Annotated in this window: 15 protein-coding genes; all 15 read right to left on the bottom strand. The window is 60.1% G+C overall.

The features are described from left to right. Positions 1–109 precede the first annotated feature (109 nt). The 15 genes from secA to ftsL all read right to left on the bottom strand — a co-directional run bounded on the left by secA (position 110) and on the right by ftsL (position 19,312). Positions 110–2,830, bottom strand: a complete 2,721-nt coding sequence (gene secA / locus AB5Y84_RS00520) for a preprotein translocase subunit SecA (protein ID WP_005336144.1) — start codon at positions 2,828–2,830, stop codon at positions 110–112. Positions 2,831–2,889: 59 nt separating this feature from the next. Further along, on the bottom strand, positions 2,890–3,795 hold the full coding sequence (locus AB5Y84_RS00515) for a peptidoglycan DD-metalloendopeptidase family protein (protein ID WP_368176161.1): 906 nt from the start codon (positions 3,793–3,795) through the stop codon (positions 2,890–2,892). Positions 3,796–3,935: 140 nt separating this feature from the next. Continuing rightward, the gene (gene lpxC, locus AB5Y84_RS00510) at positions 3,936–4,859 is read right to left on the bottom strand and encodes a UDP-3-O-acyl-N-acetylglucosamine deacetylase (protein WP_005336146.1); all 924 of its coding nucleotides are present in this window, start codon (positions 4,857–4,859) and stop codon (positions 3,936–3,938) included. Positions 4,860–4,958: 99 nt separating this feature from the next. After that, positions 4,959–6,110, bottom strand: a complete 1,152-nt coding sequence (gene ftsZ / locus AB5Y84_RS00505) for a cell division protein FtsZ (RefSeq protein WP_005336147.1) — start codon at positions 6,108–6,110, stop codon at positions 4,959–4,961. Positions 6,111–6,149: 39 nt separating this feature from the next. Beyond that, positions 6,150–7,409, bottom strand: coding sequence for a cell division protein FtsA (gene ftsA / locus AB5Y84_RS00500; protein ID WP_005336148.1), 1,260 nt, complete (start codon positions 7,407–7,409; stop codon positions 6,150–6,152). After that, positions 7,390–8,142 carry a cell division protein FtsQ/DivIB gene (locus AB5Y84_RS00495; RefSeq protein WP_005336149.1) on the bottom strand — a complete coding sequence of 251 codons (753 nt, stop codon included), beginning with the start codon at positions 8,140–8,142 and terminating at the stop codon, positions 7,390–7,392. The genes ftsA and AB5Y84_RS00495 overlap by 20 nt, the downstream gene beginning before the upstream one ends. A gap of 97 nt (positions 8,143–8,239) precedes the next feature. Continuing rightward, positions 8,240–9,694 (bottom strand): UDP-N-acetylmuramate--L-alanine ligase, encoded by a 1,455-nt coding sequence (murC, locus tag AB5Y84_RS00490; protein WP_368176160.1) that lies wholly within the window; start codon positions 9,692–9,694, stop codon positions 8,240–8,242. A gap of 111 nt (positions 9,695–9,805) precedes the next feature. Beyond that, entirely contained in the window at positions 9,806–10,888 is a 1,083-nt protein-coding gene (gene murG, locus AB5Y84_RS00485) for an undecaprenyldiphospho-muramoylpentapeptide beta-N-acetylglucosaminyltransferase (RefSeq protein WP_043821958.1), read from the bottom strand. Then, positions 10,888–12,069, bottom strand: a complete 1,182-nt coding sequence (gene ftsW, locus AB5Y84_RS00480; protein WP_005336154.1) for a cell division protein FtsW — start codon at positions 12,067–12,069, stop codon at positions 10,888–10,890. Before ftsW ends, murG begins: the two co-directional genes overlap by 1 nt. Continuing rightward, the gene (gene murD, locus AB5Y84_RS00475) at positions 12,066–13,349 is read right to left on the bottom strand and encodes a UDP-N-acetylmuramoyl-L-alanine--D-glutamate ligase (protein ID WP_227272922.1); all 1,284 of its coding nucleotides are present in this window, start codon (positions 13,347–13,349) and stop codon (positions 12,066–12,068) included. Before murD ends, ftsW begins: the two co-directional genes overlap by 4 nt. 4 nt (positions 13,350–13,353) lie before the next feature. After that, positions 13,354–14,436, bottom strand: coding sequence for a phospho-N-acetylmuramoyl-pentapeptide-transferase (gene mraY / locus AB5Y84_RS00470; RefSeq protein WP_005355120.1), 1,083 nt, complete (start codon positions 14,434–14,436; stop codon positions 13,354–13,356). After that, entirely contained in the window at positions 14,430–15,785 is a 1,356-nt protein-coding gene (gene murF / locus AB5Y84_RS00465; RefSeq protein ID WP_368176159.1) for a UDP-N-acetylmuramoyl-tripeptide--D-alanyl-D-alanine ligase, read from the bottom strand. The genes mraY and murF overlap by 7 nt, the downstream gene beginning before the upstream one ends. Next, positions 15,782–17,314 carry a UDP-N-acetylmuramoyl-L-alanyl-D-glutamate--2,6-diaminopimelate ligase gene (murE, locus tag AB5Y84_RS00460; RefSeq protein ID WP_368176158.1) on the bottom strand — a complete coding sequence of 511 codons (1,533 nt, stop codon included), beginning with the start codon at positions 17,312–17,314 and terminating at the stop codon, positions 15,782–15,784. Before murE ends, murF begins: the two co-directional genes overlap by 4 nt. Beyond that, positions 17,247–19,001: a peptidoglycan glycosyltransferase FtsI gene (locus tag AB5Y84_RS00455; protein WP_005336163.1), complete on the bottom strand. Its 1,755-nt coding sequence runs from the start codon at positions 18,999–19,001 to the stop codon at positions 17,247–17,249. Before AB5Y84_RS00455 ends, murE begins: the two co-directional genes overlap by 68 nt. Beyond that, the gene (gene ftsL / locus AB5Y84_RS00450; protein WP_005336166.1) at positions 18,998–19,312 is read right to left on the bottom strand and encodes a cell division protein FtsL; all 315 of its coding nucleotides are present in this window, start codon (positions 19,310–19,312) and stop codon (positions 18,998–19,000) included. Before ftsL ends, AB5Y84_RS00455 begins: the two co-directional genes overlap by 4 nt. Positions 19,313–19,315: the final 3 nt, after the last annotated feature.

Genomic DNA, 19,315 nt, shown 5'->3' with positions numbered 1-19,315 from the left:
GCCTTATATCCGATAATCCTTTGCAAAGTGGCGCCACTACAGTGACTTCGCCACCTTCTGACAAAAACAAGGCGGGCTCTTGGCCCGCCTTGTTATGGCATAGCGTCGATCAGGTCAACTGACCGTGGCAGTGCTTGTACTTCTTGCCGGAACCACACGGGCAGGGATCGTTTCGACCGACCTTCTGCTCGTCGCGTACGAAGGTGGTGTGCCCCTCTTCGCCTGCGGCCTGTTCATCGGCCAGCTGGCTCTCAGCGGCGGCGTGGGTATAGGTACGGGGAGCGGCTTCCGCCTGCTGGCGCTGCTGCTCTTCCATCGCTTCCACATCGCGCTCCTGCACCTGAACACGGCTCAGGATGCTGACCACGTCGCGCTTGAGGGTTTCCAGCATCTGGGTGAACAGATCGAAGGATTCGCGCTTGTACTCCTGCTTGGGGTTCTTCTGGGCGTAGCCGCGCAGATGGATGCCCTGACGCAGGTGATCCATGGCGGCCAGATGCTCTTTCCACAGACCATCCAGAGTTTGTAGCATCACCGCTTTCTCGAAGTTGCGCAGCACCTCTTTGCCAACCAGCTCTTCCTTGTGGGCATAGAGCTTGGTGGCTTCGTCCAGAATGCGCTCGCGCAGCTTCTCTTCATACAGCTTGTCATCTTCCGCCAGCCACTGCTGCAGCGGCAGATCCAGCGCGAAGTCGGCCTTCAGGCGTGCTTCCAGACCCGGCACATCCCACATCTCTTCCAGAGACTGGGGCGGGATGTACTCGTCGATCACCGCGCCGTAGACGTCGTCACGGATAACGTGAATGGTCTCGGAGATGTCGTTGGTATCCAGCAGCTCGTTGCGCTGCTCGTAGACCACCTTACGCTGGTCGTTGGCAACGTCGTCAAACTCCAGCAAGCTCTTGCGGATGTCGAAGTTGCGGCCTTCCACCTTGCGCTGAGCGTTTTCGATCGCCTTGGTGACCCACGGGTGCTCGATGGCTTCGCCCTCTTCCATGCCCAGCTTCTTCATCATGCCGGTCACGCGATCGGAGGCGAAGATCCGCATCAGGGTATCTTCCATGGAGAGGTAGAAACGGGAGGAGCCCGGGTCACCCTGACGACCGGAACGGCCGCGCAGCTGGTTGTCGATACGACGGGATTCGTGACGCTCGGTGCCGATAATGTGCAGACCACCGGCGGCCAGCACCGCATCGTGACGCACCTGCCAGGCGGCTTTCAGCTCGGCAATCTGCTCGCTGGTCGGGTTCTCCAGCTTGGCAATCTCTGCCTGCCAGTTGCCGCCCAACACGATGTCGGTACCACGACCGGCCATGTTGGTGGCGATAGTGACCGCGCCAGTCTGACCGGCCTGGGCGACGATCTCCGCTTCCATGGCGTGGAACTTGGCGTTCAGCACCTTGTGCGGGATCTTCTCCTTGGTCAGGATGCCGGAGAGCAGCTCGGAGTTCTCGATAGAGACTGTACCAACCAGTACAGGCTGGCCCTTGGCCACGCACTGACGAATATCTTCGATGATGGCGGCATACTTCTCATTGGCGGTCAGGTAGACCAGATCGCCCATATCCTTGCGCACCATCGGCTTGTTGGTCGGGATAACCACGGTATCCAGGCCATAAATCTGCTGGAATTCAAAAGCTTCGGTATCCGCAGTACCGGTCATGCCCGCCAGCTTGTTGTAGAGACGGAAGTAGTTCTGGAAGGTGATAGATGCCAGCGTCTGGTTCTCGTTCTGGATCTTCACCCCTTCCTTCGCTTCAACGGCCTGATGCAGACCATCGGACCAGCGACGACCCGGCATGGTACGGCCGGTGTGCTCGTCAACGATGACGATCTCGTCTTTCTGGACGATGTAGTCCACGTTGCGCTCGAACAGAGTGTGAGCACGCAGACCCGCATTGACGTGGTGCAGCAGGCTGATGTTGGAGGCGGAGAACAGGGAATCGTTCTCGTCCAGCAGCCCCTCTTTCTTGAGCAGCTCTTCCACGAAGATCTGGCCGTTTTCGGTCAGCAGGGCCTGACGGTTCTTCTCGTCTACTGTGTAGTGACCGTCGCCGGTGTACTCTTCGGTATCTTCCTTGTCCTGCTTGACCAACAGCGGGATCAGTTTGTTGACGCGGATATAGAGCTCGGAGCTATCTTCGGCCGGACCGGAGATGATGAGTGGAGTCCGAGCTTCATCGATAAGCACCGAGTCCACCTCATCCACCAGCGCATAGTTGAGCGGACGCTGTACGCGCTGCTCGGGCGAGAACGCCATGTTGTCGCGCAGGTAGTCAAAACCGAATTCGTTGTTGGTACCGTAGGTAATGTCGGCGGCGTAGGCGTCACGCTTCTGGGACGCATCCATACCGGGCACGTTGCAGTCGACGGTCATTCCGAGGAAGGCGAACAGCGGACGGTTCGCTTCCGCATCACGCTTGGCCAGGTAGTCGTTCACCGTCACGACGTGCACACCGCGGCCACTCAGGGCGTTCAGATAAGCTGGCAGGGTTGCGGTCAGGGTCTTACCTTCACCGGTTTTCATTTCCGCGATGCGGTTGGAGTTCAGCACCATGCCGCCGATCAGCTGCACGTCGAAGTGACGCATGCCAAACACCCGCTTGGAGGCTTCACGCACGGTCGCGAACGCTTCCGGCAGCAACTGCTCCAGGGTCTCACCCTGCTCGATACGCTGACGATATTCAGCCGTTTTGGCCTGCAACTCGGCATCGGACAGAGCCTCGAACTGAGGCTCCATGGCATTGATCTGTTTTACAATTTTGCGCAAAGCCTTGAGCGTTCTGTCGTTCCGGCTGCCGATAATCTTGGTAAGCAGTGTGCTAATCATGGGTACCAACTATTTCTGGTTATAAAAGCGTTCCGTCACTGGAACCTGAAGAAAAAAAACTAACCCCGTCTGGCACTGAGAAAGCGTGCGGGGTTGACCTGACGACCATCTTTCAACACTTCGTAATGCAAATGGACCCCGGTCGCGCGACCGGTGCGTCCCATCAAGGCAATCTTCTGCCCCTGATCAACCAGGGTGCCCACCTCGACCAGCAACTTGGAGTTGTGGGCATAGCGGGTGACCAGGCCATTGCCGTGATTAATCTCCACCATATTGCCAAATTCCGGATGACGGCCCGCCCAGCTGACAATGCCGGGCCCGGTGGCCAGAATCGGGGTTCCGGGTTTGCCACGGAAATCGACCCCTTTGTGCATCTTGGCACGCCCGTTGAACGGATCGACCCGTCCACCAAACCCGGACGAGACCCAAACTCGCTCCTGTTTGACTGGCGTGCCGGAAATAAAACCGGCATCGGTGATATGGTGATTCATGATGAAAGATTCAAGTACCGACAGCTGCTCTTCACGGCTGCTGAGCTGCTGGCTGAGGTGTTTCATCGAGGCTTGCAGCTCGTTGAGGCTCACTTCCAGCTCTTCATCATAAGAAGGGCCGCCCATGGGGGGCAGCTCTTTGAAATTGAACTCGTCGGGATCGAGATCGGCCTGCTCGGTCAATCGTTCGCCGAGGGCATTGAGACGGCCAAGCTGGCCCTGCATGGTGCCCACCTGAGCAGCCAGCATCGCCAACTGTTCACGGGCTTCGTCGCCACTCTGGCCAACGGACTGTTGCTCGACAACGGCAAGCGCCACTTCCAGCGCCTCCATTTTCTGGTGCCAGCTCTGCCAGAGCCAACCACCACCAAGGGCCAACAGGGAGAAGAGAATACCGCCGACCCAGGCCAGACGTTGTTTGGGCAGGTGCAACTTGCGTCGCTGCTTGCCGTGGAGGATCAGGGTAATGCTCATAGAAATCAGTCTGCTCGGTCAGGTGCGGCCAGGAGCCTGCACGGGAAATAAAACCGGGAGATAATCGGTATTAAAGGATGGAGTAAACAAATGACGGAACGTCGGTGCGGAGAGAGGACCGACGTTCCGTTGCACAGCTATCAGGCCAGAACCAGACCGTTATCGTAGTAAGCGATAGGCGCTTTGTCGCCCTCACCCTCGAAGGTCACCAGTTCCCAAGCCTCCTGCTCGGCCAGCAAGGCACGCAGCAGCTTGTTGTTCAGGGCATGTCCGGTCTTGTAGGCACGGAACTCACCGATGATGCTGCGGTTACACATGTAGAGGTCACCGATCGCGTCCAGCATCTTGTGCTTGACGAACTCGTCCTCATAACGCAAACCATCTTCGTTCAGCACCCGATAGTCGTCCAGTACCACGGCGTTTTCCAGGCTTCCGCCCAGCGCCAGGTTCTGGGAACGCAGGTACTCGATATCACGCATGAACCCGAAGGTACGGGCACGGCTGATCTCTTTCACGAAGGAGGCACCGGAGAAATCCAGCACACAACGCTGGTTGCGCCCTTCAAAGACCGGATGCTGGAAATCGATCTCGAGATCCATCTTGAAGCCGTTGCGATAGGGGTGGAATTCCGCCCACTTGTCACCGTCTTCAACCCGGATGCTCTTCTTGATCCGCACAAACTGCTTGGCAGCATTCTGCTCACGGATCCCGACTTCCTGCAGCAGGTAGATAAAGGGATGCGCACTGCCGTCCATTACCGGGATCTCGGGTGCGTCAACCTCAACGTAGAGGTTGTCGATCCCCATCCCGGCCAGCGCGGCAGAGAGGTGCTCAATGGTAGAGACACGGACACCGGCTTCGTTGACCAGAGCGGTACAGAGCACGGTATCGCGCACCTGATCGGCATTGGCTGGCAGCTCCACCACAGGATTCAGGTCGGTACGCAAGTAAACGATCCCTGTGTTCACAGGCGCCGGACGGAACGTCATGGTGACTTTCCGGCCCGAATGCAGGCCGACACCAGTCGCCTGTACACTCGTTTTCAAGGTTCTTTGTCTAATCATGGGTGTACCCTAAACAGCTTAAAATCCGGACCAGATGGTCGTTGGCAGGCCATCTTAGCACATTCCTTGAACAACAAACAAACGAGAGCCATAAGAGGCTTAGTCAGCTTGCTTGCGCAGGAACGCCGGAATATCCAGGTAATCCGGTTCACGACGAGCTTGCGGCTCGGCGTTGACCACCTTGGCCGGGGCTTCGTCCATCACGCGGCCTTGCATCATGTCGCTAACCAGCGGCTGACGCACCGGGCGCTCTTGCACCTGGCTGCTCTTGACTAGCGTGATGTCGGGCTTGCGCTCGGCACCGATACCGGTAGCAACCACGGTCACACGCAGTTCGTCGTGCATTTCCGGATCGATTACGGTACCCACTACTACAGTGGCGTTCTCGGAAGCGAAGGCCTTGACCGCGTTACCCACGGTTTCGAACTCTTCGATGGTCATGTCCATACCGGCGGTGATGTTGACCAGGATGCCACGGGCACCAGCCAGATCCACGTCTTCCAGCAGCGGGCTGGAGATGGCTTTCTCGGCCGCTTCTTCGGCACGGTCATCACCGGAGGCGGAACCGGTACCCATCATGGCGGTACCCATTTCACGCATTACGGTACGCACGTCCGCGAAGTCGACGTTGATCAAGCCTGGACGGGTGATCAGCTCGGCAATGCCCTGTACCGCGCCAAGCAGTACATCGTTGGCCGCCTTGAAGGCATCCAGCAGGGAGATACCGCGACCCAGTACCTTCAGCAACTTGTCGTTGGGGATGGTGATCAGGGAGTCGACGTTCTTGGAGAGCTCTTCGATACCGTGCGCGGCGAAGCCCATCCGCTTCTTCCCTTCGAAGGAAAACGGCTTGGTCACCACAGCAACGGTCAGGATGCCCATCTCGCGCGCCACCTCGGCCACGATCGGCGCAGCACCGGTACCGGTACCACCACCCATACCGGCGGCGATGAACACCATGTCGGAACCGGTCAGCAGCTCACGCAGTGCTTCGCGATCTTCCATGGCTGCATCACGACCCACTTCCGGATTGGCTCCGGCACCCAGACCCTTGGTGATGCCACCGCCGATCTGCAGGGTAGTGTTGGCGCTGGAGTTACGCAGTGCCTGGGCATCGGTGTTGACGGTAATGAACTCAACACCCTCAATATTTTGACGAACCATGTGCTCGACAGCGTTACCGCCGCCGCCACCTACACCGATCACTTTAATGACGGCTTCGTCAGTGTGGCTATCCATAAATTCAAACATGTTGTCTCTCCGCTTTATTTGCCTGACTCAGCAAAATTCTTAGAACTCGCCACGCAGCCAGTTGCTAACCCGTTTGACCAGGCCACCGACGCTTGCCTTGGCGGCATATTCTTTGTTGCTACCTGTGGCTTGATGGGTGCGGCCATATTGCAGCAACCCGACCGCAGTCGAGTACACCGGTGCCTGCACGTAATCACTCAAACCACGTATGTTCATGGGCTCTCCCACCCGGACCTGGCTCTGGAAGATCTGCTCTGCACACTCCACAATGCCTTCAATCTGGGCAGCGCCGCCGGTCAAGACCACACCGGCTGCCAGCTGATGCTTGACCCCCTGCGCTTTCAATTCGCTTTGTACCCGCACCAGCTCATCATTCACCATGGAGAGCAACTCGGTGTAACGGGGCTCAATCACTTCAGCCAGTGTCTGCCGTTGCAGGCTGCGCGCCGGGCGGCCGCCGACACTGGGTACTTCAATATTGTCTTCCTTGCTGACCAGACGACCGAGGGCACAACCGTAGCGCACCTTGATCGCTTCCGCGTCGAGCGGCGGCGTGCCAAAGGCGTAGGCGATGTCGCTGGTCACAGTGCTGCCAGCATACGGGATCACCTTGGTGTGGCGCAGGGCACCGCCGGTAAACAGCGACATATCCATGGTGCCGCCACCGATGTCCACCACGCAGACACCCAGCTCTTTCTCGTCTTCGGTCAACACCGCATAGCTGGAGGCCAGCGCGGAGAAGATCAGTTGATCCACACGCAAACCGACCTTCTCGACACACTTCTCGATGTTGCGAGCCATGTCGTTATGGCAGGTGATCAGGTGAACCTTGGCTGCCATCCGCACACCGGAGAGGCCAACCGGATTCTTGATCCCTTCCTGATAATCGATGGCAAACTCCTGAGGCAGCACATGCAGCACGCGCAGCTCGTCGGAGAGGCGAACCGACTTGGCGGTGTGGATCACGTTGTCCACATCCTCCTGGGTCACCTCTTCATCGGAGATGGGCACCATACCGGTCTCGTTGCGGCAGTCGATATGCTTGCCGGACAACCCCAGATAGACCGAGCTGATCTGGCAGTCTGCCATCATCTCGGCCTCTTCCACCGCGCGGCGCAGTGACTTGACCACGGAGTCGAGGTCATTGACCCCGCCCTTCTCCATTCCGCGAGAAGCGTGACTGCCCATACCGATGACGTTCAGTTCACCGTCCGGCAATACTTCCCCGACCAGAACCGCCACCTTGGTTGTGCCGATATCCAGTCCGACAATCAAATTCCTATCTGCGGTGTTGGTCATGCACTTTCTCTTCGCTCTTCTTCCAGCCAACTGCCATTCCGGTGTCGTATCGAAGATCCACGTAGGCGACTTGCGCACGGGGTTCGATAACCGGGAAGGCATCGATAAACCGCTGCAGCCGGAGCGCAATGTCATTGCGTCCCAGGAACAGCTTGATATTGCCATCCAGGGTCAGTTCCCAGGCATGGCGGGGGGTCAGATTCACCCCCAGCAACTTGTATCCCTTGGCAGCCAGTTGCGACTCGTACTGCCGACTCTCTTTCAACACCCGGGCAGCCTGGTCATCCGGCCCTGACAGCTGCAACAGCGGCGTCTTGACCCGATCCGGGGCACTGAATACCTTGCCCTTGGTGTTGACGAAGCGGTTGCCATTCCAGCGCGCCGCCACATCTTGTTCCGTGAGGTAGATCTTGATCTTGTTCGGCCACTTCTTTCGTACCGAGACCGAGGCCACCCATGGCAGGGCGTTGAGCCTTGCCTGCAATTCGTTGACGTCCAATTCGAAGAAGTTGCGCAGCTCGGCGCCATCCAGCACGGCCATCCGCAGCTCTTCGGTTTGCAAATACTGGTGTTGCCCCTGCAGCAACAGCTCGCTCATGGGCAACCGGTTGGCATCTGTCAGCCAACCTTTAACATCCAGCGCCGTCCGGTAGCAGCCCCATATCACCAGCAGGAAAAACGCTACCCCTGCGATGAAGCCACCCTTGGTGCGCCCCTGTGCCCTTGCCTCCACCCGATCGATCCCCGTGTAACGCGCTAAACCGGCCTTTGACAGACCGGTTCGCCATTATATAGGCCCCGGCTTGGCGGTCAAAATACTCATTGGGCCCTCAGGCGCCAGATTTCATGCTATCTATGCTCAATTTCATCTCTCCGAGACGACGGGCCAGCGCCCCGACGTTCCCGGCGCCTTGAGTCAGCACCAAATCCCCCTCGCCGATCAGGTCGGCCAGCACGGCTGGCACGTCATCTGGCGTAGCGACGAAGATGGGTTCCAGGTTGCCGCGCGAGCGAATGGAGCGGCACAGTGCCCGTCCATCAGCGCCCGGGATCGGCTCCTCACCGGCAGCATAAACCTCCAGCATCACCAGCACGTCTACCCTGGAGAGCACATCGGCGAAGTCCTCGTAGAGGTCGCGGGTGCGGGTATAACGGTGCGGCTGGAACACCATCACCAGACGCTTCTCGGGCCAACCGGCACGAGCGGCGTTGATGGTGACCTTCACTTCGCTCGGGTGGTGACCGTAATCATCCACCAGCATCGCCTTGCCGCGACCGGTTTCAAACTCGCCATACTGCTGGAAGCGACGACCGACCCCTTCAAATTTGGCCAGTGCAGAGATGATGGCCTCGTCGCTAACACCGTCCTCTGTCGCGACAGCTATCGCCGCTGCGGCGTTCAATGCATTGTGAATACCCGGCAAATTGAGGGTCACCTGCAGCTCACCGGCCTCTTTGCGGCGAACACGGAAGCAGCTGTGGTTGGTGGTCTGGACAAAATCCAGCACCTGCACATCGGCATCGTCAGAGAGACCGTAGGTCAGGGTCGGACGGGCAATCTCGGGCAACATGCCACGGATCACCGGATCATCGATGCAGACCACCGCCAGTCCGTAGAAGGGCAGATTGTGCAGAAACTCGATGAAGGTGGCCTTCAGCTTGGAGAAGTCACCGCCGTAGGTATCCATGTGATCCGCTTCGATATTGGTCACGATAGAGACCATCGGCTGCAGATGCAGGAAAGAGGCGTCGCTCTCGTCCGCCTCGGCAATCAGGTAGCGGCTGCTGCCCAGGCGGGCATTGGTGCCGGCACTGTTGAGCAGGCCACCGATGACGAAGGTCGGGTCGCGGTCGGCTTCGGCATAGATACTCGCCACCAGACTGGTGGTGGTGGTCTTGCCGTGGGTACCGGCAATGGCGATGCCGTGACGGAAACGCATCAGCTCGGCCAGCATCTCGGCACGGCGCACGACCGGGATCCGCAGTTCGCGGGCAGCCAGCAGCTCCGGGTTGTCCTGCTTGATGGCGGTAGAGACCACCACCACGCTGGCACCCTCAACGTGTTCGGCACTGTGCCCGACGAAGATGTGGGCGCCCAGTCCGGCCAACCGCTCGGTCACGGCGTTGCGAGCCAGATCAGAACCCGTTACCTGATACCCTTCGTTGGCAAGCACTTCGGCGATCCCGCCCATACCGGCACCACCGATGCCGATAAAGTGGATGCGACGCACGCGGCGCATTTCGGGGATCACAGTACGCAGTTTTGCCAGTTCAACCTTGGTCATAATCGTCTCTTTAGTCTGCCGCAGGCCATGTGCCGTCAAAGCGCAGTTGCACGGCGGCATCGATACATACAGGTACAAGGCTGCACGGTGTCACCGCTGCAACCTTGCTCATCAATCTTTACCACGCTGCCCGGTTGCGAGCTGTTTGCACTCATCTGCAACCCGCTCGGCCGCATCGGTGATGGCGACGCGGCGAGCCGCTTTCGCCATGTTAAACAGGGTCTCCCTGCGACCAGCCAGCCAGGTCAGGCGCGCCGCCAGCGATGCGGTATTCAGCTCGGACTGGGGCAGAAACTCGGCTGCACCGCCGTCGACCAGGGTCAGGGCGTTACGGGTCTGGTGATCATCCACCGCATGGGGCAGCGGCACGAAAATGGCAGCCACACCGGCGGCAGCCACTTCGGAAACGGTCAGCGCACCGGCACGGCAGACCACCAGGTCGGCCCAGGCGTAGGCGCTGGCCATATCCTTGATAAATTCACTCACCTCGGCATTGATGCCGTGCTGGGCATAGGCAGCAGAGACAGCCTCGGCATTGCCCTTGCCACACTGGTGACGCACTTCAATGGGCACGCCGGATGCCGCTACCGCAGCAGGTACCTGCTCGTTGAGCACCCGCGCCCCCAGACTGCCACCCACGATCAGCAGATGGAGCGGCTCGGCTCCGCTGCGCAATTGCGGATCCGGCAGTGCGACCACTTCGGGACGCACCGGATTGCCTACCACGGCGGTGCGACGGCTCGGCGCGAAGGCGCCCGGAAATGCCATCAACACCCGCCTGGCAATACGGGCCAGCAACTTGTTGGTCATGCCGGCAGCAGCATTCTGCTCATGGAGCAGCAGCGGGATGCCGGAGAACCAGGCCGCCACGCCACCCGGGCCGGAAGCAAAACCGCCCATGCCGAGCACCACATCAGGGCGAACGGTCTTGAGCACCTGACGCGCCTGCAGGATCGATTTGACGATGCGATAGGGCGCCACCAGCAGTCGCTTGATGCCGTTGCCACGCACTCCCTGAATATCGATGAAGGAGATGGGATAACCGTGGGCGGGCACCAGCTCCGCCTCCATCCGGTCGGCAGTGCCGAGCCAGTGGACAGTCCAGCCCTGGGCCTTCAGGCGATCGGCCACGGCCAGACCGGGGAACACATGCCCACCGGTACCACCTGCCATCACCAACAGAGTCTTGCTCACTAAACCTCCCGCACGCGCGCCTGGGCTGTCGCCTGACGCAACTCAAAATCGATTCGAATCAACATGCTCACCGCCACCGACATGATGATGAGACTGGAACCACCGTAACTGACCAGCGGCAGGGTCAAGCCCTTGGTTGGCATCATGCCGCTGGCCGCGCCGACGTTGACGAAGGTCTGGAAGCTGAACCAGATGCCAATGCCGATCGCCAGATAACCGTCATAGAGCCGCTCTGCCACTAGCGCGCGATGCCCCAGCTTGAGCGCCTTGACCGCCAGAGCAAAAATCAGGAACAGGGCGCCCAGCACCCCGACGTAACCCAGCTCTTCACCGAGGATCGCAAACACGAAGTCGGTGTGCGCTTCCGGCAGGTATTCCATCTTCTGGATAGAGTTGCCAAGCCCTTCGCCAAACCAGCTGCCACGACCAAACGCCATCAGCGACTGGGTCAACTGGTAGCCACTACCAAACGGATCGGCCCAGGGGTCCATAAAGGAGGTCACCCGCCGCATCCGGTAGGGCTCGACGATGATCAGCATCACCACAGAGCCGAGACCCGCGCCGATCAGGGTCAAAAACTGTCCCAGTCGGGCTCCGGCCAGAAACAGCATGCCAAACGAGGTAACGAACATCACCACGGTGGAACCCAGGTCAGGCTGCAACAGCAGCAAGACCGCCAGCACCCCGAACACCGCCAGCGGTTTCAGGAAGCCGATCCAGGCTTCACGCACTTCGCTCTGGCGCCGCACCAGATAACCGGCCAGATAGACAAACAGCGCCAGCTTGCCAAACTCGGCAGGCTGCAGGTTGAAGGGGCCGAGCGGCAACCAGCGCACCGCACCGTTAACGTTTCGGCCCACCAGCAGCACCAGCACCAGCATCAAGATCGCCAGCAGCAGCATGGGGCCGTTGTGCTGTTGCCAGCGCGCCATCGGCACCTGCAACACAAACCAGGAGATACCGAGCGCCATCACCAGAAACAGGGCGTGACGCTTCACAAACATGAAGGGGTCATCCCCCAGCGCAATCCCTTCGGGGATCGACGCCGAGGCCACGATGACCACCCCGACCGCCATCAGGGAGAGCGCCAGCAGTACCAGCTGCCGATCGTAGAGACCGGCAGGACGCGCCGGTAACAACCAGCGCTGGAACAGACCTGCTGCTGCGCGAAGGGCGTTCATAGTGCCAGCACCATCTCGGTGAAACGATCGCCGCGCACCTCGAACGACTTGAACTGATCGAGGCTGGCACAGGCCGGCGCCAGCAGCACCCAGTCACCGGGCTTCGCATCGGCCGCTGCTTTGGCAACCGCAGCGGCCAGGTCGGCCACCCGTTCGGTCTGCTCGCCCAGCGCCAGCAGCACCTCTGCATCCTGACCGAAGCAGTACATGTGATCGATCTGGTTGCCCAGCAGCGCCTGGATCGGGCCAAAATCCTGCCCCTTGCCCTGACCACCGGCCAGCAGCAGCAGGCGCCCCTTGACCGACTCGCGCACACCGGCAACGGCAGCCAGCGTGGCTCCCACGTTGGTGGCCTTGGAGTCGTTGATCCAGCGCACCCCGTTCACCTCGCGCACGAAGCGAGCACGGTGCGGCAAGCCCTCGAAACGACGCAGCACGGTAAGCTGAGCCGCTCGGGGAATGCCGACCGCATCGCACAGCGCCATGGCGGCCAGCGCGTTGGCCTGATTGTGTGCACCGACGATCTTCATCTCGTCTACCGCCAGCAGCGGTTCGCCGTGCAACGTCAACCAGTAGCGGCCATCCAGCAGGCAGCGGCCATAACCATTGCAGTCGAGACCAAAGCTCTGCCACACCTGACCCACATCCGGCAGGGTCTGGGCATCGTCACGATTGACCAGAATGTGTTTGGAGTGCTGATGGATCTCCATCTTGGCGGCGCGATAGTCGGCCATGCCCTGATAACGATCCATGTGATCTTCGGAGAGGTTCAGCACCACGGAGGCGGCAGCACGCAAACTGTGAGTAGTTTCCAGCTGGAAGCTGGAGAGCTCCAGCACACAGAGATCCATCGGCTGCTTGAGCAGCTCCAGCGCAGGCGTGCCGATATTGCCGCCCACGCCGACATTGAGACCGGCTTCGGCAATCATCTCACCCACCAAGGTAGTGACGGTGCTCTTGCCGTTGGAGCCGGTAATGGCGATGACCGGCGTCTGGGTCTCGCGAACAAACAGTTCGATGTCGCCGACGATCTGCACGCCACACTCGGCAGCCGCTTTCAGTTCGGGGGTCGCCAGCGCGATACCCGGGCTCGCGACAATCATGTGCGCCTGCTTGAGCAGCGCCTCGTCGAGACCGTGAATGAGCTCAACCTCAGACGGCAGTTGATCCTTGCCGGGCGGGTTGGCACGGGTATCCATCACCAGTGGCGTCACGCCACGGCCAAGGAAGTAATCGACACAGGAGAGTCCGGTTTTGCCCAATCCGATGATGATGACCATGGCCTTACCTCACCTTCAGGGTGGCAAGACCCAGCAGCACCAGCACGAGGGTGATGATCCAGAAGCGCACGATAACGCGCGGCTCCGGCCAGCCCTTCTTCTCGTAGTGGTGATGGATCGGCGCCATGCGGAAGATCCGCACACCGCGCAGTTTGTATGAACCCACCTGCAGGATCACCGAAACGGTCTCCATCACGAAGACGCCGCCCATGATCACCAACAGGAACTCCTGACGTACCAGCACTGCGATGGTGCCGAGCGCGCCACCGAGGGCCAGAGAGCCAACGTCGCCCATAAAGACCTGGGCCGGATAGGTGTTGAACCAGAGGAAACCCAGACCCGCCCCGACGATGGCGGTACAGACGATCACCAGTTCGGAGGTATAGGGCACGTAGGGAATGTGCAGGTAGTTGGCAAAGTTGACGTTACCGGTAGCCCAGGCGATCAGGGCAAAGCCCCCCGCTACCATCACGGTCGGCATGATGGCCAGGCCGTCGAGACCGTCGGTCAGGTTGACCGCGTTGGAGGTGCCGACGATGACAAAGTAGGTCAGCACGATAAACATCAAGCCAAGCTGCGGCATCACATCCTTGAGGAAAGGCACCACCAGCTGGGTTTGGCCCTCATGGGTTGCGGTCGCATAGAGGAACACCGCCACCGCCAGCGCTACCGCGGATTGCCAGAAATACTTCCAGCGAGCGATCAGGCCGTCGGTATTCTTGCGCACCACCTTGAGGTAGTCGTCGGCAAAGCCGATGGCGCCGTAGGCACCCAGCACAAACAGCACCAGCCAGACATAGGGGTTGTCGAGGCGGCACCAGAGCAACACTGAAGTGAAAATCGCAGCAATGATCATCAGGCCCCCCATGGTCGGCGTGCCCCGCTTGCTGAGATGGGACTCGGGACCGTCGTTGCGGATCACCTGACCAAACTTCAGGATCTGCAGACGGCGGATCAGGCGTGGCCCCATCCAGAGGGCAACCCCCAGTCCGGTGATGATCGACAGGATGGCGCGAAACGTCAGGTAGGAGAAGACGTTGAAGAAGGTGAAGTGCGGGGTGAGCAGTTCAGCCAGCCAGACTAGCATATGGCTGACTCCTGACGGTCTTTGACCATCTCGACGATATCTTCCATGCGGGAGCCACGTGCTCCCTTGACCAGAATCGAAATTTCCTGATGTGTATTTATCATTTGCGCAAGCACTTCAAACAACGACGCCTTGTTATCGAAATGTCGGCCAACCGCGGCATCTGCGGTGTGGCGACTCTCTTCCCCCACTGTCAGCACGGCATCCAGACCACGCTCGCGGGCATGACGGCCAACCCGGGCGTGTTGCTCGGCAGACTCCTCACCCAGTTCCCGCATATCACCGAACACCAGCACCTTGAAACCACCCATGGCGGTCAGGGCATCGATGCCCGCCAGCACGGATTCCACGCTGGCATTGTAGGTATCATCCACCAAGGTCAGACCGCCCCAGCGCTGCACGCAGAAGCGCCCCTTGACCGGTGCCATCTGTTCCAGCCCCGCCTTGACAGAGTCGAGGGATGCGCCGAGGGCCAGACAGCCCGAGGCGGCAGCCAACGCATTGGCCACGTTGTGGCGACCCGGGATCGCCAGAGTCAGGCTCAGCTCGCCTTGCGGGGTCACCATCACGAACTCGGCGCAGCCTTGTTCGTTGAGTACAAGGTTGCGCGCATGGAACGGCTGGCTCTGATCTTCGATGGAGAAGGCGCACTGAATGCCGCGTTCCCGCCACTTCGGCCAGAATTCGTTGTCGGCATTGACGATGGCGGTGCCGCCTTCGCTCAGCCCCTCAAAGATTTCGCTCTTGGCGTGAAACACGCCTTCCAGCGAGCCGAAGCCCTCCAGATGGGCCGCCGCCACGTTGTTGATGATGGCAGCATCGGGTTTGGCCAGCGAGGTAGTCCAGGCGATCTCGCCCGGATGGTTGGCCCCCAGCTCCATCACCGCAAACTTGTGCTTCGGCTCGAGGCGCAGCAGGGTGAGCGGCACGCCCACCTCGTTGTTGAAGTTGCCAGCGGTGGCCAGTACTTCCCCTTCGTTGCGCAGGATGGCGGTTGCCATCTCCTTCACCGTGGTCTTGCCGCAGCTGCCGGTAATGGCCAGCACTTTCGGATTGATGCGCTCACGCACCAGTTTGCCGAGACGGCCCAGTCCCTTCAGACTGTCGGTCACCACCAGCTGGGTGATTGCCAGCGGCAGTTCGCGCTCGACCAGCAGGGCAGAGGCCCCTGCCTGAACGGCCTGCTCGCAAAAATCGTGGGCATCGAAGCGCTCGCCGCGCAGGGCAACGAACAGGGCACCCGCGCCCAGAGTGCGGGTGTCGGTACTGACGACGGTGATCTCGCCATCGTCACCAATCAGACGGGCATCGAGTACCTGCGCCAGTTCGGCAAGCCTGAGGGTCATCATTTGAATGACTCCAATAATGTGTGCAAGGCGGCCGCGACGGTTTCCCGGTCGCTGTAGTGCCGCTTGTCGGTTCCAATGATCTGATAATCCTCGTGACCCTTACCGGCCACCAGGATGATGTCCTGTTTGCTCGCCTGACCGATGGCCAGCGCAATCGCCTTGACCCGATCGTGCTCGACCTGCACCGCAGCAGGATCGCGAAGACCCGCCACCATGTCGGCCATGATCCGGGCCGGCTCCTCGGTACGGGGATTGTCGTCGGTCAGGATCACGCGATCCGCATACTGCTCGGCCATGGCGGCCATCATGGGGCGCTTGCCGCGATCGCGGTCGCCACCACAACCGACCAGACACCAGAGCTGGCCTGTACAGTGCACCCGCAGGGCCTGCAATGCCTTCTCCAGCGCATCCGGGGTGTGGGCGTAATCGACCACCGCCAGCGGCGTATCGCCACCGCCGAAACACTCCATGCGACCGGTCACCGGCTGCAATTGAGGCGCTGTCGCCAGCAGCTCGTTGAAGTCGTAACCGAGCACCAGCATCACGCCCATTGCGGCAAGCACATTGCTGACGTTGAAGCGCCCGAGCAAGGGGGCGGATAATACACCATTCCCCCAGCTGGAGTTAATCTGCGCGCGAAAACCTTGCTGGTGAAAATCGAGCTGCTGCGCCGTTAATTGACGGCCAGAATGGTTTTCGATCGGGCCATTAACGCTGAACGCCACCGCTGTCGGGTATTTTTCGATCCACTTGGCACCCAGCGCGTCATCGCGGTTGATCACCGCATTCGACTCATCGACCAGCTGCAACAGCTGCTCCTTGGCGGCGCCATAGGCTTCCATGGTGCCGTGATAATCGAGGTGATCCCGGCTCAGGTTGGTGAAAACGGCAGCGGCAAACGGCAGTGCGGCAACACGATGCTGCACCAGACCATGGCTGGAGACCTCCATCGCCACCAGATCCGCGCCCTGTTCTTGCAGCGCAGCCAGATTGGCTTGCACCTGCACGGCGCTGCCGGTGGTATTTTCCGCTTCGATCAAATTGCCAAACAGGCCGTTGCCGATGGTGCCCATCACACCCGCCTTGCCACCCAGCAGGGTGCGCCAGTTGGCGACCAGCAGCGCCGTAGTGCTCTTGCCATTGGTGCCGGTGATCCCGACCAGATCCAGTTTTTTGGCTGGTTGATCGTAGAAATAACCTGCAAGAGCAGAAAGGTGAGCGGGCAGATCCCGCATCCCGATACAGGGAACCGGAGTCGATGGTGGGATAAATTCACCATCCTCCTCAAACACAACAGCGGTCGCTCCCTGAGCCACCGCCTGTTCGATAAACCGTCTGCCATCCACCTGATGGCCGCGAATGGCCACGAAGAGCGAGCCGGGGCCAACCCGCCGACTATCCAGCTGGATATCGGTCAGGGTGAGCGCCGGCGCCTGGATACCGAAGGGGCGCAGTAATGCATCAAGTGCGCGGGACAAGAGAAGCCTCCGTACGGGCAAGTTTGGTGGGCACCGCTGGCGGCACCGCATCGGGACGAATATTAAAGAGCTGCAGCACCCCGCCCATGGCCTCTGCAAACGGTGGCGTCGCCACGGCGCCGCCATAATAGGCGCTGCCTTTTGGCTCGTTGATCACCACCACCATGACGAAACGGGGATCACTGGCGGGTGCGAAACCGGCAAACCAGGCCATGTAGTCCTTGCCATAGCCACCGGCGACGGCGACCTTGGCGGTACCACTCTTGCCGCCAACCCGATAGCCCGGGATCTTGGCTTTTGGAATGGCGTTGTCGACCACATACTCCAGCGCCTGCAACATGGCAGCGGCGTTGTTGTGATCAATAACCTGCTCACCCTTGGGCGGCGTAGTCACCTTGACGATGGAGAGCGGCACCCGTTTTCCCTTGTTGGCCAGGGTGGCGTAGGCGGAAGCCAGCTGCAGCGGGGTAACCCTCAGGCCATAACCGAACGAGAGGGTTGCCCGCTCGATATCGGACCAGCGGCGACGCTGGGGCAACATGCCGCTGCTCTCGCCCATCAGCCCGCTGCCGGTATCCATGCCGAAACCGAACATGCTGAGGGTGTTGATCATCTCCTGCGCCGGCATCCGCAGCGCGATGCGCGACATACCGATGTTGGAGGAGTAGCGCAGGATATCGTAGAGGTTGGTCGCCTTGTGGATGCTGACGTCCTTGATCTGCTTGGCACCGATAAAGAGCGGACCACCGGGAATGAAATCCTTCCAGCTGGTGACACCTGCCTGCAAAGCACTGAGCAAAATCAATGGCTTGACGGTCGAACCCGGCTCATAAGTATCGGTCACCACCCGGTTGCGTACCCGGAAGCTCTGATACTGGCCGCGGTTGTTCGGGTTATAGGAGGGGGTGTTGACCATGGCGAGCACTTCACCGGTCTTGATATCCAGCATCACCATGGAGCCGGAGGTCGCCTTGTTCTCGTCGGTTGCCCGCTTGAGGGCACGGTAGGCCAATGCCTGCACCCGCTGATCGATACTGAGCTGCAGATCGTTGGCATTCTTGCCCTCTTTGACGATGCCAAGCCGCTCGATGACGCGCCCCTGACGATCCTTGCGCACCCGCATCTCGCCGGGTGTCGCCGTCAGCCACTCGTTGTAGCTGCGCTCAATCCCTTCAATACCGCTGCCATCGATGTTGGTCACCCCCACCAGATGGGCGCTGATCTCGCCGGTCGGATAGAAGCGGCGCGCTTCTGGGCGCAGGTAGACGCCACCCAGCTTGAGCCCCTTGATATATTCTGCCACCGCAGGAGTAACCTGACGCTGCAGATAGACGAAGCGCTTGCTGGGGTTGGCGATACGGTGTTTGAGGGTATTGATATCGAGCTTGAGCACGGCAGAAAGTGCCAGCCAAGCTCGCTCGTTATTAATGGCCCCGGATTCATGCACCGTCTTGGGATCGGCCCAGACCGCCTCGACCGGTACCGAAACCGCCAGCTGCTCGCCGTTGCGATCGGTGATCATGCCGCGCACCGCCTGGGTAGAGGTGGTACGCAGGGAACGCATGTCACCCTCCTGACGCAGGCGATCCGGATTGATCACCTGGATCCAGGCCAGACGCAGGATCAGACCCACAAACGCGATGCCGATAAACACCGCAAGCGTGCGAAAGCGCCATGGATAGATCGATGGCGCTTTGACATTCGCTTTGGCAGCTTTGGCTGTAGCCTTGCGTTTCATGGTTGGGTAATTACCTTCTCGGTGGTCACCAGCGGACGACCCATCTGCAACTTGTCCATCGCCAGACTCGCCACCCGGGAGTGCTCAGCCAGGGTGCCCTGCTCGAGCAGCAGGTGGCGCCATTCGATATTGAGGCGATCCTCTTCCGCCATCAGATCGTTCTGCTTGGCCGTCAGACCACGGGTCATGTTGGTCACCAGGATCACGGCAAACGCGGTCACCAGCACGGCGACCGACAGAAAAATCTGCAGCTTGTGCCGCCAGAGATCGGCAACGATCTCCTTGGCCAGATGAACACGCACTTCGCTCATCGC

Origin of the sequence: Aeromonas sp. s11 (genome assembly GCF_040907945.1) — a bacterium.
In the GTDB taxonomy this organism is placed as follows: Bacteria; Pseudomonadota; Gammaproteobacteria; order Enterobacterales; family Aeromonadaceae; genus Aeromonas; species Aeromonas veronii.
This window is presented reverse-complemented; position numbering and strand designations above follow the sequence as displayed.